General features: G+C 73.6%; 11 protein-coding genes. 5 read left to right on the forward strand and 6 right to left on the reverse strand.

Translation table 11 applies throughout. The annotated features are described in order from the left end of the window. Positions 1 to 277: 277 nt before the first annotated feature. The 4 genes from ACZ6O2_RS35335 to ACZ6O2_RS35350 all read right to left on the reverse strand — a co-directional run bounded on the left by ACZ6O2_RS35335 (position 278) and on the right by ACZ6O2_RS35350 (position 4948). The gene (locus ACZ6O2_RS35335; RefSeq protein ID WP_350710728.1) at positions 278 to 1120 is read right to left on the reverse strand and encodes an ABC transporter permease; all 843 of its coding nucleotides are present in this window, start codon (positions 1118 to 1120) and stop codon (positions 278 to 280) included. Beyond that, positions 1117 to 2103 carry an ATP-binding cassette domain-containing protein gene (locus ACZ6O2_RS35340; RefSeq protein WP_350710726.1) on the reverse strand — a complete coding sequence of 329 codons (987 nt, stop codon included), beginning with the start codon at positions 2101 to 2103 and terminating at the stop codon, positions 1117 to 1119. The genes ACZ6O2_RS35335 and ACZ6O2_RS35340 overlap by 4 nt, the downstream gene beginning before the upstream one ends. Before the next feature lie 116 nt (positions 2104 to 2219). Further along, complete coding sequence (locus tag ACZ6O2_RS35345) at positions 2220 to 3926, reverse strand: ABC transporter substrate-binding protein (protein WP_466026038.1); 1707 nt, start codon at positions 3924 to 3926, stop codon at positions 2220 to 2222. Positions 3927 to 3949: 23 nt separating this feature from the next. Next, positions 3950 to 4948 (reverse strand): methyltransferase, encoded by a 999-nt coding sequence (locus tag ACZ6O2_RS35350; protein WP_466026039.1) that lies wholly within the window; start codon positions 4946 to 4948, stop codon positions 3950 to 3952. Between the two features lie 198 nt (positions 4949 to 5146). Here ACZ6O2_RS35350 and ACZ6O2_RS35355 point away from each other — a divergent pair, with 198 nt between their 5' ends. Genes ACZ6O2_RS35355 through ACZ6O2_RS35365 form a run of 3 tightly spaced genes read left to right on the forward strand, consistent with a single transcriptional unit; the run spans position 5147 to position 9403 of the window. Beyond that, positions 5147 to 6475 (forward strand): aminotransferase class V-fold PLP-dependent enzyme, encoded by a 1329-nt coding sequence (locus ACZ6O2_RS35355; RefSeq protein WP_466026043.1) that lies wholly within the window; start codon positions 5147 to 5149, stop codon positions 6473 to 6475. Between the two features lies 1 nt (position 6476). Then, positions 6477 to 8159, forward strand: coding sequence for an ABC transporter substrate-binding protein (locus ACZ6O2_RS35360; RefSeq protein WP_466026040.1), 1683 nt, complete (start codon positions 6477 to 6479; stop codon positions 8157 to 8159). Between the two features lie 53 nt (positions 8160 to 8212). Further along, on the forward strand, positions 8213 to 9403 hold the full coding sequence (locus ACZ6O2_RS35365) for a DUF885 domain-containing protein (RefSeq protein WP_466026044.1): 1191 nt from the start codon (positions 8213 to 8215) through the stop codon (positions 9401 to 9403). Positions 9404 to 9557: 154 nt separating this feature from the next. Here the strand turns inward: ACZ6O2_RS35365 and ACZ6O2_RS35370 are convergent, their stop codons facing one another. Both ACZ6O2_RS35370 and ACZ6O2_RS35375 read right to left on the reverse strand, forming a co-directional pair. Beyond that, positions 9558 to 10751, reverse strand: coding sequence for a macrolide family glycosyltransferase (locus ACZ6O2_RS35370; RefSeq protein ID WP_466026041.1), 1194 nt, complete (start codon positions 10749 to 10751; stop codon positions 9558 to 9560). A gap of 51 nt (positions 10752 to 10802) precedes the next feature. Further along, positions 10803 to 11795, reverse strand: coding sequence for an aldo/keto reductase (locus ACZ6O2_RS35375; protein ID WP_363709474.1), 993 nt, complete (start codon positions 11793 to 11795; stop codon positions 10803 to 10805). 197 nt (positions 11796 to 11992) lie between these two features. Between ACZ6O2_RS35375 and ACZ6O2_RS35380 the strand changes: the two genes are divergently transcribed. After that, entirely contained in the window at positions 11993 to 13123 is a 1131-nt protein-coding gene (locus ACZ6O2_RS35380; protein ID WP_466026042.1) for a DegT/DnrJ/EryC1/StrS family aminotransferase, read from the forward strand. A gap of 34 nt (positions 13124 to 13157) precedes the next feature. Then, positions 13158 to 14294, forward strand: coding sequence for a nucleotide disphospho-sugar-binding domain-containing protein (locus ACZ6O2_RS35385; protein WP_350710711.1), 1137 nt, complete (start codon positions 13158 to 13160; stop codon positions 14292 to 14294). Positions 14295 to 14396: the final 102 nt, after the last annotated feature.

Genomic DNA, 14396 nt, shown 5'->3' on the forward strand with positions numbered 1-14396 from the left:
GGCGTTTTTGGCCTCGTTTGTCCAGTTCTGTTCGTGTCTGGGCGGCGTCTTCTCCACCCCCCACGACCCCCCCCGGGAACGCCTCCCCCCCTCCTGGGCCCTTCGCCACGGCCGCCGGCCGTGACGACGCTCCCCGCCCGGGCCGCACCGCCCACACCGGGGGATGCGCGCCCCGTCGGCCGGTAGGTACGTCAGCAGGACAACACCGGGGTACGCCGCGACGGCCCCGGGCGCCTGCCGGGGAAGGCAGGGGCACCGGGGCCGTCGGTAAGGGGTGTCAGCGCTGCTTGCGGCTGTAGAGCCAGATCGTGGGCGGGGCGAGCAGCACGATGAGCACGGCACAGGTCAGCAGTCCGGCACCCATCTCCCCCGAGGTCACCGTGCCGTGCATCAGCCCCCGGGTGGCGGTCGCGGCGTGGGTGACCGGGTTCAGCTTGACCACCGCCTCCAGCCAGCCGGGCATCGTCTGTGACGGCGCCAGGATGTTGCTGCCGAAGAGCAGCACGAACTGTAGGAGGTTGACCACGCCGGCGGCGGCGGTCGGCTGCGGGATCAGCACCGCGAACAGCATCCACAGCCAGGCGATGCTGAACGTGAACAGTTGCAGGTAGAGCAAGGCAAGCACCACCCCGGACAGGCCGCCGTCCGGCCGGAAGCCGAGCAGCAGGCCCAGCGACAGCGGCACGATCGAGGTCAGGGCGTACCGGACGGCGTCGCCGGTCATCGCCCCGACCAGCACCGCGGGCTGCCAGATGGGCGTGCTGCGGACCCGGTCGAACATGCCGGTGGCGATGTCCCGGTTGAGCGTCAGGGCGCTCATCATGCTCGACGACACCAGCGAGAGGACGATCACGCCGGGGAGGAAGAACTGCAGGTACTCCCGGGGCGAGCCGGCGATCGCGCCGCCGAGCAGGTAGGTGAAGACCAGCGTCAGGATGATCGGGAAGACCACCGCCGTGCCCAGGTGGTCCTGCACGTACCGGAGCTTGATCAGGTTTCGCCAGGCGAAGGTGCGGACGGCGAACAGCGGGCCGGGGCGGGGCGGCCGTTCCGCGCCGGCCACCGACCGGCTGAAGATCTCGGCCGGCAGCGGCCGCGCCTCGGTGCTGGGTGTCGTCATGCCCGTACCTCTGCTTCCTCTTCTTCGCTGGCGTCGAGCGTCGAGTGGCCGGTGAGGGCGAGGAACACCGTGTCGAGCGAGGGCTGACCGAGCGTGAAGTCGTCGACGTGGATGCCGGCCCGCGCCAGCTCGCCCAGGGCCAGCGCCGCCCGGTCGGGGTCGGTCACCCGCACCGACAGCCGCGCCGGATCCGAGTCGAGGTCGGCGGCGGCGCCGACGGCCCGGGCGAGCAGGGTGCCCGCGTCGGCCCGGCGCTCGGGGTCGCGCAGCCGGACGTCGAGCACGCCGGCGGCGCGGCTCGCCTTCAGCTCCGGCGGGGTGCCCTGCGCCACGATGCGGCCGTGGTCGATGAGCGTCAGCTCGTCGGCGAGGTGGTCCGCCTCGTCGAGGTACTGCGTGGTCAGCAGGACGGTGCCCCCGTCCCGGACCAGCGCCCGGATCATCTCCCAGACCTCGCTGCGGCTGCGCGGGTCGAGGCCGGTGGTCGGCTCGTCGAGGAACAGCAGCTCGGGGGTGACCACCATGCTCGCGGCCACGTCGATGCGCCGCCGCTGCCCGCCGGAGAAGGTCTTCACCAGTCGGCTACCGACCTCGGCGAGGTCGAACGCCTCCATCAGCTGCTCCGCCCGGGCGACCGCGGACGCGTGCCGGAGACCCTGCAGGCGGCCGGCGAGGATCAGATTCTGCATGCCGGTCATGTCCTCGTCGAGGGACATGGTCTGGCCGGTGAGGCCGATGCGGCGCCGGACCTCGGCGGCCTCGCGGACCACGTCGTGCCCGAGCACGGACGCGGTGCCGGAGGTGGGTCGCATCAGCGTGGCGAGCATCTTGATGGCCGTCGTCTTGCCGGCCCCGTTCGGGCCCAGCACCCCGTGGATCGTCCCGGCCCGCACCGCCAGGTCCAGTCCGTCGACCGCGCGCGTCTGGCCGAAGACCTTCACCAGCTCACGGGTCTCGATGGCCAAGGCCGGATTGGTTGTCATGCTCACTCCTGTCGCGTCACAGGCGAACTCGGGCAGCTGGATCACGAGATTCCGTCGGGGTCAAACTACAAGAACCGCTTATATCAGTCAAGGCTGCTATTAGCCGTGGGCCGAATTCAGTCGGGCGGGTCCAGCCAGAGGTTCGCCGCGTCGTACCAGCGGTCCACGTGCGGCAGCGGGATCGCCCCTCGCACCCGGGAGCTGGTCAGGTGCTCGATGGTCGGCTCGCAGGCCAGGATCGGCACGATCGCCACGTCCTGGAGCACCTGCCGGTCGACCCGGTGCCACAGCTCCTCCGCCGCGGCCTCCGTCCGGGCGGACAGCGCGCGGTCGATCAGGTCGTCGACGACCGGGTTGTGGTATCCGCCGTAGTTGGCCGTGCCGACGCCGGTGTTGGACTGGAACATGGGCTGGACGTACGACCGCCCGTTGTTGCCGAACCAGTCCGGCATCCAGGCGGCCGGCGTGATGTCCCACTCCCCCGCCGCCGCGCGGGCCGGGTCCTGGAGGATGCGGTAGTACTCGTCGGTCTGGTCGATCTCCACCAGCCGGACGTCGACGCCGCCCGCGCCCAGGTCCTCGGCGATCGCCTTGGCCACCTGGCCGTGCACCGCGTCGATCCGGTAGATCATGGTGAGCCGCAGCCCGTCGGGGTATCCGGCCTCCGCGAGCAGTTCCCGGCAGCGCGCGCGGTCGCCCCGGTCCCCCGGCGTCGGGTACGGGTCGTACTCGCGGTGGCCGAAGTTGCCCGGCGGGATGGCCGTGTGCGCGGGGCGGGTCACCGTGCCGATGTCCATGTCGTCGAAGAACCGGACCAGCCGCGCCTTGTCCACGGCGTACGCGATCGCCAGCCGGACGGTGCGGTTGCGCAGCGCTCCCCGTTCGTGCGGGCTGTGCAGGTTGAACGCCAGGTAGGGGTTCAGCGCCCAGCCGAGGTTCCGGTCGGCTTCGGTACGCCGGCGGGGCCTGCCCACGGCGGCGCCCCAGGAGAGGTCGGCCGCCCCGCTCTCGATCTCGGCGCGGACCCGCTCGTCGCTCACCCTCGCCATCCGGACCTCGATGCGGTCCACGTAGCGGCGGCGGATCGGGTCGGCGTCGGCCCGCCAGGCGGGGTTGTGGTCCATCGTCAGGTGGCTGCCCCGGGCATAGCTGGTGATGCGGTACGGCCCGTTGGAGCGGACCAGCCGCGCGAAGTCCGGACCGTCCGGGACGAGGTCGTCGAACTCCCGCGGGGCGGCGGAGGCGAACGGCATCGCCAGCAGGTTGAGCATGTCGTTGGCGGGGCGCAGCAGCTCGATCACCAGGGTCCGGTCGTCCTTGGCCCACAGGCCGCGGATCTCGTGGCTGTTCTGGTAGTCGGCCAGCTCGGCGGCGGTGGGCGTACGACCGGCGAAACGGGCGCGGTAGCCCTCGGCGAACTCCGCCATGCCGGCGACGGTGCTCGTGTAGTAGGCGATGGCGCCGGCCCCGGCAACCGGGTTGGCCATCCGCTTGAAGCCGCGCACGAAGTCCCCGGCGGTCACCGGCCGGGGCGGGGTGGTGTCCCACCGGACCCCGTCGCGCAGGCGGATCGTGTACGTGCGACCGTCCCCGCTGAGCCCGCCGTTGTCCACCGTGGGCAGCTCGGCGGCCACGTCGGGCACCGGCACCAGCGCGGCGGCGTCCTCGGTGGTCGGATAGCTGAACAGCTGCCGGGCGAAGAGCCGGATGACCTGGTGGGAGAAGGCGTAGTAGGCGGCGGCGGGGTCCAGGTGGTCGAGGCCACCGGGCCCGTAGTAGCGCAGCGTGCCGCCGTGGCGCGGCTGCTGGTCGTGGTCCGGCACGGGTCTGCGGCCCCTTCCCTGGGTCAGGCCAGCACGCCGACCGCGATGGACATGACCGACGAGGTGCCGACCACCCGGTCCAGGCGCAGCCCCGCCGCGGTGAACAGCGGTTCCAGCTCGGCGGCGGTGCGTTCCTGGCCGGTGCGCGCGGCGAGCATCATGAAGTCCATCTCCTTGCTCTGGTGCGCGTCGTTGCCCTCTGGGACCACCGCGTCGATCACGAGCACCCGGCCGTGCGCGGGCATGACCCGGCGGCAGTTCGTCAGGATCCGGACGCTGTCCTCGTCGCCCCAGTTGTGCAGGATGCGCTTGAGCACGTGCACGTCGGCGTGGGGCACCTCGCGGAGGAAGTCGCCCTCGACCACCTTCCAGCGCCCCGCCACGTCCGGGGCGTCCAGCCGGTGCCGGGCGACCACCTCCGCGCGGTCCAGCAGCACGCCCTGCAGGCCGGGGTGCTCGCGCAGGACGGTGAGCAGGAAGCCGCCCCGGCCGCCGCCGACGTCCGCCACGGTGCCGGTGGCGGGGAAGCCGCCGGCGCGGGCGAGGATGAGGTGTTCCGCCGCGCTGACCGTCTCCATGCCCTCGTAGTAGAGCGCCTCGACCTCGGCGTCGCCGTCGAAGTAGGCGTCCAGCGAGCTGCCGAAGATGTCGGCGAAGGCGGGCCGTTCCGGCCCCAGCGCGCCCGCCACCCGGTGGCTCATCGTCCAGAACATCGTGTCGGTGAACATGAGGATGCCGGCCCGCGCGGGCACCGGCGAGTCCGATCGCAGCGCCGCGCCCTTGTCGGTGAGCGCGAACCGGCCGTCGGATTCGCGGACCACGTCGCGGACCGCCAGCAGGCGCAGCACCCGCCGCAGCGCGTCCGCGTCGGTGCCCGTGGCTGCAGCCAGCTCGGCGGGCGTACGGGGCCCGTCGACCAGGTGGTCGGCGACGCCGATGGTGGCGGCGGCCCGCAGGGCTGCCGCGTAGGTGTAGCCCATCGCCTCCTCGTAGAGGGCCAGCGCCGACTGCAACCTGTCCATGTCCCCTCCGGCCCGTGATGGCGGACTCTGCCGCTGCACTGTGTCGAATGCTATACCTGACTCAAGTGCCTGTCAGGTGCAGTGGAGGCCAGGAGCGCAACTTGCGCGATAGTCCTGACCATGTCCGCTTGAGAAAGTGATTGCAGTTCCCGGCCCGGAACGCCGCCGAGCTCCGGGCCCGCCGTCGGCTACGAAGGGATCACCGTGAGCCGTACCGTGGAGTCCCCTGGCCCGGCCACCGTGTCGGCGTCACCGGCGCAGAGTCCGCTGCGCACCGCGTCCTGGGCCCGCATCCGCGAGCTGTTCGCCTTGGACCCGACGACCGTGCACCTCAACACGGGGACGGTCGGCGCGATGCCGTACGAGGTGCTGGACACCGTGGACCGGGTGACCCGGCAGTGGACCGGCGGCCTGCTCGACGTCTACCGCCCGGCGATGTTCACCGAGTACCGGGACGCCATCGCCAGGACGTTCGGCGTGGACGGGGACGAGATCGTGATCTGCCACAACGCCACCGAGGGGGTCGCCCGGGTCATCCACGGCCTCGACCTGCGCGAGGGCGACGAGGTGGTGACGACCACGCACGAGTGCTACTCCGTGCTGTCCAACTTCAACCTGCTGCGCAACCGGTTCGGGGTGGTGCTCAAGACCGTCACCCCGCCGTCCGGCCACGAGGTGCGCGCGGAGGAGATCGTCGAGCTGGTCGAAGCCGCGATCACGCCCCGGACGAAGGTGCTCTCGTTCGCCGCGATCACCCTGTTCACCGGGACGATGTTCCCGATCCGGCAGCTGTGCGAGCTGGCGCACCGGCACGGGCTGACCACCGTCATCGACGGCGCGCTGATCCCCGGCATGCTCGACATCGACCTGCGCGCGACCGGGGCGGACTTCATCACCTGCTCCGGGTCGAAGTTCCAGTGCGGCCCGCTGGGCACCGGCCTGATCTACGTCCGCAACAAGGTCGTCCCCGAGCACAACCCGCTGCCGCTGCCCACGTTCTGGCCACTCATCTCGACCTGGTACCCGATGATGGGCAGCCCGCCGCCGCGGACCAGCACCGCCGTGGAGAGCTACAACATGGGCGACTTCCTGCAGAGCGCCGGCAGCGCCAACCTGGCGCGGGGCGCCGCCCTGGCCCGGGCCTTCGAGCTGTGGGACGACATCGGCCGCGACCGCATCGAGGCGTACATCATGGAGCTCGCCGAGTACGCCCGCGGCCGGCTCATCGACGCGTTCGGCGCCGAGGCGATGTACTCCCCCGGCGCCGACCCGCGGCTGCGCTCGCCGCTGCTCGCGTTCAACCCGTTCCGGCGGCCCGAGGACGCCTGGAACATCAAGAAGTTCATCGGCTTCGTCAAGCGCCTGGAGACCGAGCACCGGATCTGGACCCGCTGGACGGAGTTCGACGTGCCCGGCTCACCGCACCAGCACTACGCGGCGCGCATCACCACCCACCTGTTCAACAACCGGGAAGAGATCGACCACACCGTACGGACGATGGTCCGCCTCGCCGAGGAGATGTCCTGAAGTGACGCAGGCGCGCAGTGCACCGACGACGAACGACACCCGGCGGTGGGGCACCCTGCGGCTGCTCGGGCCGGCCGCCGTCCACCAGGCGGACCCGGCGGCCGCCTGGTCGCCGGCCGAGCGCCAGTTGCTGCGGCTGTGCACCCGGCAGCTGATCAGCTACCGCCCGGCGCCCGACCCGGGCGACTGGCGCGCCCTCGCGCCGGTCGCCGACCTGGCCACCGACGTCCCGTCGACCTACAACGCCGGCCTGGGCGCCAGCCACCGCAGCTACGTGGTGCACCTGCGCCCCGGAGTGCTCTGGGACACGCCGACCCCCCGCCCGGTGACGGCGCACGACGTCGTACGCGGCTTCAAGCGGCTGGCCAACCCGCTCACCCGGCACCCCGCGCTGGCGTACTTCCGGGGCACCCTGCGGGGCATGGGCCGGTACTGCGACGAGTACGCCGCGGCGGTCGCCGGCCGCCCGGTCACCGCCGCGCTGCTCGCCGGCTTCCAGGACGCCCACGACATCCCCGGGGTCTTCGCCGTCGACGACGAGACGGTGGTCTTCGAGCTGGACCGCCCGGCGCTGGACTTCGTCGACATGCTGGCGCTGAGCGGCGCCTCCCCGGCGCCGGCGGAGTACGACGCCCACCTGCCGGGCAGCGTCGACCTGCACGAGCACCTGGTCTCCAACGGCCCGTACCGCGTCGTGTCGTGGCGCCCGGGTGGCACGATCCGGCTGGAGCCGAACCCGGCGTGGCGCGCGGAGACCGACCCGATCCGCCAGCAGCGGTTCGACGCCGTCGAGTTCCGCGTCGCCACGGGCGGACCGCGCGAACTGACCGACCGGCTCGCCGCCGACGACGCCGACCTGCCGTGGGGCGTGCCGAGCGGCCCGGTGCCCGGTCACCGGCTCGATCCCTGCCTGGTGTTCAACCTGCGCGACCCCGCCAGCCCGGCCGTCGCCGACGCCGCGGTGCGCCGGGTCGTCGCCGGGGCGGTCGACCGGGCGGCGCTGGTGCGCATCGCCCGGGCCGCCGACCCGTGGTCCGAGGTCCGCGCCGCGCACACCGTCGTGCCCCCCGGCAACGACGGACACCGGCAGCCCGACCCGCTCGCCGACCCGACCCCCGACGCCGACGCGGACCCGCGCGAGCGGCTCGCCGCCGCGGGGTACCCGGACGGGCTCACCCTGACCGCGGTGCATCCCGACACGGCCGAGGACCTGGCGCTGGCCCGGTCGTGGGCGGCCGACCTCGGCGCCGCCGGCATCGACGTACGCCTGGTCGCGCTCGACGACGCCAACCACCGGGCCCTGCTCGCCGGCACGGGCGGCGCGCCCGCCCTCCGGTGGGACCTGGCGGTGGCCGCGTTCACCGCGCCCTGGGCCTACGGCAACGCCCGGGTGTTCCTGCAACCGCTGGTCGGCGAGGGGCCCGGCAATCCCGGCGGCTACCGCGACGCCCGGGTCGACGGGCTGGTCGCGCGCGCGCTGGACGCCGCCGACCCGCGCGAGGCGGTCGCGCGGTGGCAGGAGGTGGAACGGCTGCTGCTCGCCGACGCCGCGGTCGTACCCCTGCTGTTCCGGCGGGCCACGGACGCCGCGCCGCGTGGGCCCCGGGTGCGGCGCGCGACCGCCCTGCCGGCGCTCGCCGGCCTGCCCGACCTCGCCGACGTGCGGCTCGGGGTGGACCGGTGACCGGTGCCGCCGCCGACGCGGTGGTCGCCGACTACCTCGCGCTCGGGCTGCGGATGGGCCGACTCGTCGAGGGCTACGTCGACTGCTGGTTCGGTGACCCGGCCCTCGCCGAGCGGGTCGCCGCGGAGCCGGCGCCGGACCCGGCGGAGCTGGCCGGGCAGGCCCGCGACCTGCTGCGCCGCCTGGGCGACGCGGACCTCGACGCGGAGCGGCGGCGGTTCCTCGCCGCGCAACTGACCGCAATGGAGTGCGCGGCCCGGCGGGCGGCCGGCGAGCAGATCGGCTTCCTGGCCGAGGTGGAGACCTACTTCGACGTCGAGGTGCGGCTGGGCGACCCGGACCGGTACGCCGCCGCCCACGACGCCATCGACGCGCTGCTGCCGGGCACCGGCCCGCTGATGGACAAGGTCGAGGCGTTCTACGCCCGCAACGTGGTGCCGCCGGAGCGGCTGGGCCACGCCGTGCGGGCCGTCGCCGACACGCTGCGCGCCCGCGCCCGGCCGCTGCTCGGCCTGCCCGACGCCGAGCGGGTCGACATCGAGGTGGTACGCGACCGGCCGTGGAACGCGTTCAACCGGTACCACGGCGGCTTCCGCTCCACGGTGACGCTGAACGAGACGGCGGGGCGGACCATCGCCGTGCTGCCGCTGATGGCCACCCACGAGGCGTACCCGGGCCACCACACCGAACACTGCCTCAAGGAGGCCGGCCTGGTGCTCGCCCGGGGCTGGGACGAACACCGGATCGCCCTGGTCAACACCCCGCAGTGCCTGGTGGCGGAGGGTACGGCCGAGCACGCGGCGGCGGCGCTGCTCGGGCCCGGCTGGGGACGGTGGACCACCGAGGTGCTGGCCGACGAGGGGGTACCCGTCGAGGGCGAACTCGTCGAGCGGATGGTGGGGCTCGTCAACGAGCTGATGCCGGCCCGGCAGGACGCGGCGATCCTGCTGCACGACCGGGGGGCGTCGATCGACGACGCGGTGGAGCACCTGCACCGGTGGCTGCTGCTGCCGCGCGACCGGGCCGAGCAGATCGCCACCTTCCTGACCGACCCGCTGTGGCGGGCCTACTCGGTGACGTACATCGAGGGGGCCCGGCTGGTCGGCGGGTGGCTCGCCGCCCGGCCGGCCGGCGAGCCGCTCGTCGCGCGGTACCGCACCCTGCTGACCGAGCAGCTACGTCCCGCGCAGCTCCGCGACGGCACCGTCCCCGCGGGCGCGCGTCCGGTGCCCGCCGCCGGCTGAGCGCCCGCGCCAGCGCTTGCGATACCGCGAGAAGTGGCAGCGCCCGCCGCTGCCCCTCCGCGTCGGCGCTCGACGTGCAGGTGGGCGCCGCCGCCGACCGCCGCCCGCCCACCGGGCGGTGCCGTGCGCGGCCGGTGGATGCGCGGGCGGGATTTCAGCGGGCGCGGGCCAGGTGCGCCTCCACCGCGTCGGCGGCCCGGACCGCGCCGCCGGCCCGGCGGACGTTGCCCCGCATGGCCTCGACCCGGGCGATCAGCGCGGGATCGGCCGTGACGGCCCCGACGGCGGCGAGCAGCGTGTCGCCGTCGGCCTTCTCCCCGGGCAGCACCGCGCCGAGGCCGAGCTGGTCGACGCGCCGGGCCATCGGCTGCACGTCGAAGGACTGCGGCACGACCACCAGCGGGCGCCCCCAGTACAGCGCCTCCATGAGGGTGCCCATGCCGCCGTGCGTCACGCAGACCGTCGCCTGTTCGAGCACCTTGACGTGCGGGACCCAGCGGTGCGCCTCGACGTTGGGCGGCAGGTCGCCGAGAGCCGCGGGGTCGACCTGGCCGCCCAGCGTCATCACCACGTGCCACGGTTGGCCGTCGAACGCCCGCGCGCAGTCGCGGAAGAAGCCGGGCCGGTCGTTGAAGGTGGTGCCGAGCGACACCAGCACCACCGGCAGGTCGTCGGCCGGGCGGCTCCACTCGCCGAGGAACCGCCGGTCGTCGAAGCACGGCCCGACGAAGACGAAGCGGTCGTCGAAGGTGTCGCCGGCGATCTGGAACGCCTTCGGGACGAAGACCAGGTTGAGCTCCTCCACGTGGTTCCAGCACTCCACGACCGACCGGGAGAGGCCGTGCTCGGCCAGCAGGTCCCGCAGGGTGTCGCGGAACACCGGCAGGTCGAGCGGGTCGATCGTGCCGGCCAGGGTGACCATGTCCTGGGAGAACGAGTAGTGCTCGTTCGACGCGAACGCCGCGCTGAGCCGGACGGCCGGCCGCTTCCAGCGGGCGGCCAGCAACTGCCCGGCGATGAACGGGAAGTCGTCGTAGAGGACCAGGTCCGGCACGTCGCCGTCGAGCGCCGCGGCGGTCGCCCGGAGCACCGAGACGTTCTCGCGCAGGTACATCAGGTGGGGGCGGACGCCGAGGTCGTCCGAGCCGAACACCTCGGCGGCGTCCGCGTCGATGATCTCCGACTGGTAGGGCACGACTGTCGCGCCGGCGGCGCGGACCGGCTCGGCGAACCCGCCGGCGGTGACGTAGCTGACCCGGTGCCCGCGCCGGACCAGCTCGGTGACCACGGTGAGGGTGGGCAGGATCAGGCCGTGGCTGGCGACGTTGACGATCAGGAGGTGGGCCATCGTCGACTCCGTCCGTGGTCGGGGGTCCCGGGCGCGCCGGCGCGGGTCGGGTCAGGACATCCAGGCGTCCGGGGCGGCGCCGCCCCGGCCGAGCGGCGGGAACAGCTCGTCGAGCCGGGCGAGCTCGGCCGCGGACAGCGGCCGGTGCAGGGCCCGCAGGGCGCCGTCCAGGTGTTCGGGGGTACGCGGCCCGACGACCGCGGCGGTCACCGCCGGCCGGTGCAGCACCCAGGCCATGCCGACCTCCGCCGGGTCCCGGCCGGCCTCGGCGCAGAACTTCTCGTACGCGGCGAGGGTCGCGCGGTGGTGCTCGACCGCCTCGGCGGCCCGTCCCTGCGCGGACTTGACCGCGGTGCCGTCGGCCAGCTTCCGCAGCACGCCGCCGAGCAGCCCGCCGTGCAGCGGTGACCAGACGAGCACCCCGATGCCCTCGGCGGCGGCGGCCGGGAGCACCTCCAGCTCGACGTACCGGCTGACCAGGTTGTAGACGCACTGCTCGCTGACCAGCCCGAGCAGCCGGTGCCGGCGCGCGGCCTCCTGGGCGCTCACCAGGTCCCAGCCGGCGAAGTTCGAGGAGCCGACGTAGCGGACCTTGCCCTGCCGGACGAGCTGCTCCATGGCCTGCCAGATCTCGTCCCAGCCGACCTCCCGGTCGACGTGGTGCATCTGGTAGAGGTCGATGGTGTCGGTCTGGAGCCGGCGCAGGGACGCCTCGCAGGCGGCGACGACGTGTCGGGCCGACAGGCCCCGGGCGTTGGGGCCGTCGCCCATCGGGTTGCCGACCTTGGTCGCGAGGACCACCTCGTCCCGGCGGGCCGGGTCCTTGGCGAGCCAGCGCCCGATCATCTCCTCGGTCCAGCCCCGGTGCACCCGCCAGCCGTAGATGTCGGCGGTGTCGACCAGGTTGATGCCCTGCGCGACGGCGTGGTCGAGCAGCCGGTGGGCGTCGGCCTCGTCGACCCGGCCGCCGAAGTTGACGGTCCCGATCGCGACCCGGCTGACCCGCAGGCCGGTCCGCCCGAGCCGGACATGCAGCGACGACACCCCGGACCTCCCGTGCACCCGGTGCCGGACGCGGCGTCCGGCGACCCGTTGAAGATATACATTTCTCAACTCCTTCACCTCGCCGGTCGCGAGTTCCGCAATCAGGAAGAACGCCTGTCGGCCTATATCGACAGGGCTCCCTTGACGACCCTCCCAGGGGACTTGAGAATCATGTGGCAACTAGCGAGAGGGGCGTCATGATCCCGCTGTCCAAGGTCGCCATGTCTCCGGACGTCGGCACCCGCGTCTCCGCCGTCCTGAGCAGTGGCCGGCTGGAGCACGGGCCGACCGTCGCCGAGTACGAGGCGGCCGTGGGCAGCCGCCTCGGCAACCCCCGGGTGGTCTCGGTCAACTGCGGGACAGCCGGGCTCCACCTGGCCCTGAGCCTCGCCGCGCGGCCGGGGGCCGACGAGCCGGAGCACGACGGCCCGGGCGAGGTGCTCACCACGCCGCTGACCTTCGAGGGCACGAACTGGCCCATCCTCGCCAACGGGCTGCGCATCCGGTGGGTGGACGTCGACCCGGCCACCCTCAACATGGACCTCGACGACCTGGCCGCGAAGATCTCGCCCGCCACCCGGGCCATCGTGGTGGTCCACTGGCTCGGCTACCCGGTGGACCTCAACCGGCTGCGCGCCGTCGTGGACCGGGCCACGGCGGGGTACGCCCGCCGCCCGCTGGTCGTCGAGGACTGCGCGCAGGCGTGGGGCGCCACCTACCGGGGCGCGCCACTGGGCACGCACGGCAACGTCTGCGTGTACAGCACCGGCGCCATCAAGATCCTGACGACCGGCAGCGGCGGCTTCGTCGTGCTGCCCGACGACGACCTGTACGACCGGCTCCGGCTGCGCCGCTGGCTCGGCATCGAGCGGGCGTCGGACCGGATCACCGGCGACTACGACGTCGCCGAGTGGGGCTACCGGTTCATCCTCAACGAGATCGGCGGGGCGATCGGCCTGTCCAACCTGGAACGGGTCGACGAGCTGCTGCGCCGGCACCGGGAGAACGCCGCGTTCTACGACAAGGAACTGGCCGGCATCGACGGCGTCGAGCAGACCGAGCGGGCCGACGACCGGGAGCCCGCCTTCTGGATGTACCCGCTGAAGGTCCGCGACCGTCCCGCCTTCATGCGCCGGCTGCGCGACGCCGGCATCGCCACCAGCGTCGTGTCACGCCGCAACGACGCGCACAGCTGCGTCGCGTCGGCCCGTACCACCCTGCCCGGACTGGACCGGGTGGCGGACCGGGTGGTCCACATCCCGGTGGGCTGGTGGCTCACCGAGGACGACCGGTCCCACGTCGTCGAAACGATCAAGTCCGGCTGGTGACCCCCGCCGCAACCCTGAACAGAAGGGCTCCGACATGCGCGTGCTGTTCGTCTCCTCCCCCGGTATCGGCCACCTCTTCCCGCTGATCCAGCTCGCCTGGGGCTTCCGCACGGCCGGCCACGACGTGCTGATCGCGGTCGCCGAGCACGCCGACCGGGCCGCCGCCGCCGGCCTGGAGGTGGTCGACGTGGCGCCCGACTTCAGCGCGGTGAAGGTCTTCGAGCAGGTCGCGAAGGACAACCCGCGCTTCGCCGAGACCGTCGCCACGCGCCCCGCGATCGACCTGGAGGAGTGGGGGGTGCAGATCGCGGCGGTGAACCGCCCGCTGGTCGACGGCACCATCGCCCTGACCGACGACTTCCGGCCCGACCTGGTGGTCTACGAGCAGGGCGCCACCGTCGGGCTGCTGGCCGCCGACCGCGCCGGGGTGCCGGCCGTGCAGCGCAACCAGAGCGCCTGGCGGACCCGGGGCATGCACCGCTCGATCGCCTCCTTCCTGACCGACCTCATGGGCAAGCACCAGGTCAGCCTGCCCGAGCCGGTGGCGACGATCGAGTCGTTCCCGCCGAGCCTGCTGCTGGAGGCGGAGCCCGAGGGCTGGTTCATGCGCTGGGTGCCGTACGGCGGCGGCGCCGTCCTCGGCGACCGGCTGCCGCCGGTGCCCGCCCGGCCCGAGGTGGCGATCACCATGGGCACCATCGAGCTCCAGGCGTTCGGCATCGGCGCCGTGGAGCCCATCATCGCCGCCGCCGGCGAGGTGGACGCCGACTTCGTGCTCGCCCTCGGCGACCTCGACATCAGCCCGCTGGGCACGCTGCCGCGCAACGTCCGGTCGGTCGGCTGGACGCCGCTGCACACCCTGCTGCGCACCTGCACCGCGGTGGTGCACCACGGCGGCGGCGGCACGGTGATGACCGCCATCGACGCCGGCATCCCGCAGCTGCTCGCCCCGGACCCGCGCGACCAGTTCCAGCACACAGCCCGGGAGGCCGTCAGCCGGCGCGGCATCGGCCTGGTCAGCACGTCGGACAAGGTCGACGCGGACCTGCTGCGCCGGCTGGTCGGGGACGAGTCGCTGCGCACCGCGGCCCGGGAGGTACGCGAGGAGATGGTCGCGCTGCCCACGCCCGCGGAGACGGTGCGGCGCATCGTCGAGCGCGTCTCGGGTTGAGCCGGTCGCGGGGGGGGGGGGGGGGGGGGGGGGGGGGGGGGGGGGGGGGGGGGGGGGGGGGGGGGGGGGGGGGGGGGGGGGGGGGGGGGGGGGGGGGGGGGG

It is taken from the genome of Micromonospora sp. NPDC048040, assembly GCF_055587185.1.

Excerpts from the sequence above, each read along its gene's own strand:
- ACZ6O2_RS35335 (WP_350710728.1), bottom strand. The coding sequence starts at position 1,120 with ATGACGACACCCAGCACCGAGGCGCGGCCGCTGCCGGCCGAGATCTTC.
- ACZ6O2_RS35340 (WP_350710726.1), bottom strand. The coding sequence starts at position 2,103 with ATGACAACCAATCCGGCCTTGGCCATCGAGACCCGTGAGCTGGTGAAG.
- ACZ6O2_RS35350 (WP_466026039.1), bottom strand. The coding sequence starts at position 4,948 with ATGGACAGGTTGCAGTCGGCGCTGGCCCTCTACGAGGAGGCGATGGGC.
- ACZ6O2_RS35365 (WP_466026044.1), top strand. The coding sequence starts at position 8,213 with ATGGGCCGACTCGTCGAGGGCTACGTCGACTGCTGGTTCGGTGACCCG.
- ACZ6O2_RS35370 (WP_466026041.1), bottom strand. The coding sequence starts at position 10,751 with ATGGCCCACCTCCTGATCGTCAACGTCGCCAGCCACGGCCTGATCCTG.
- ACZ6O2_RS35380 (WP_466026042.1), top strand. The coding sequence starts at position 11,993 with ATGATCCCGCTGTCCAAGGTCGCCATGTCTCCGGACGTCGGCACCCGC.
- ACZ6O2_RS35385 (WP_350710711.1), top strand. The coding sequence starts at position 13,158 with ATGCGCGTGCTGTTCGTCTCCTCCCCCGGTATCGGCCACCTCTTCCCG.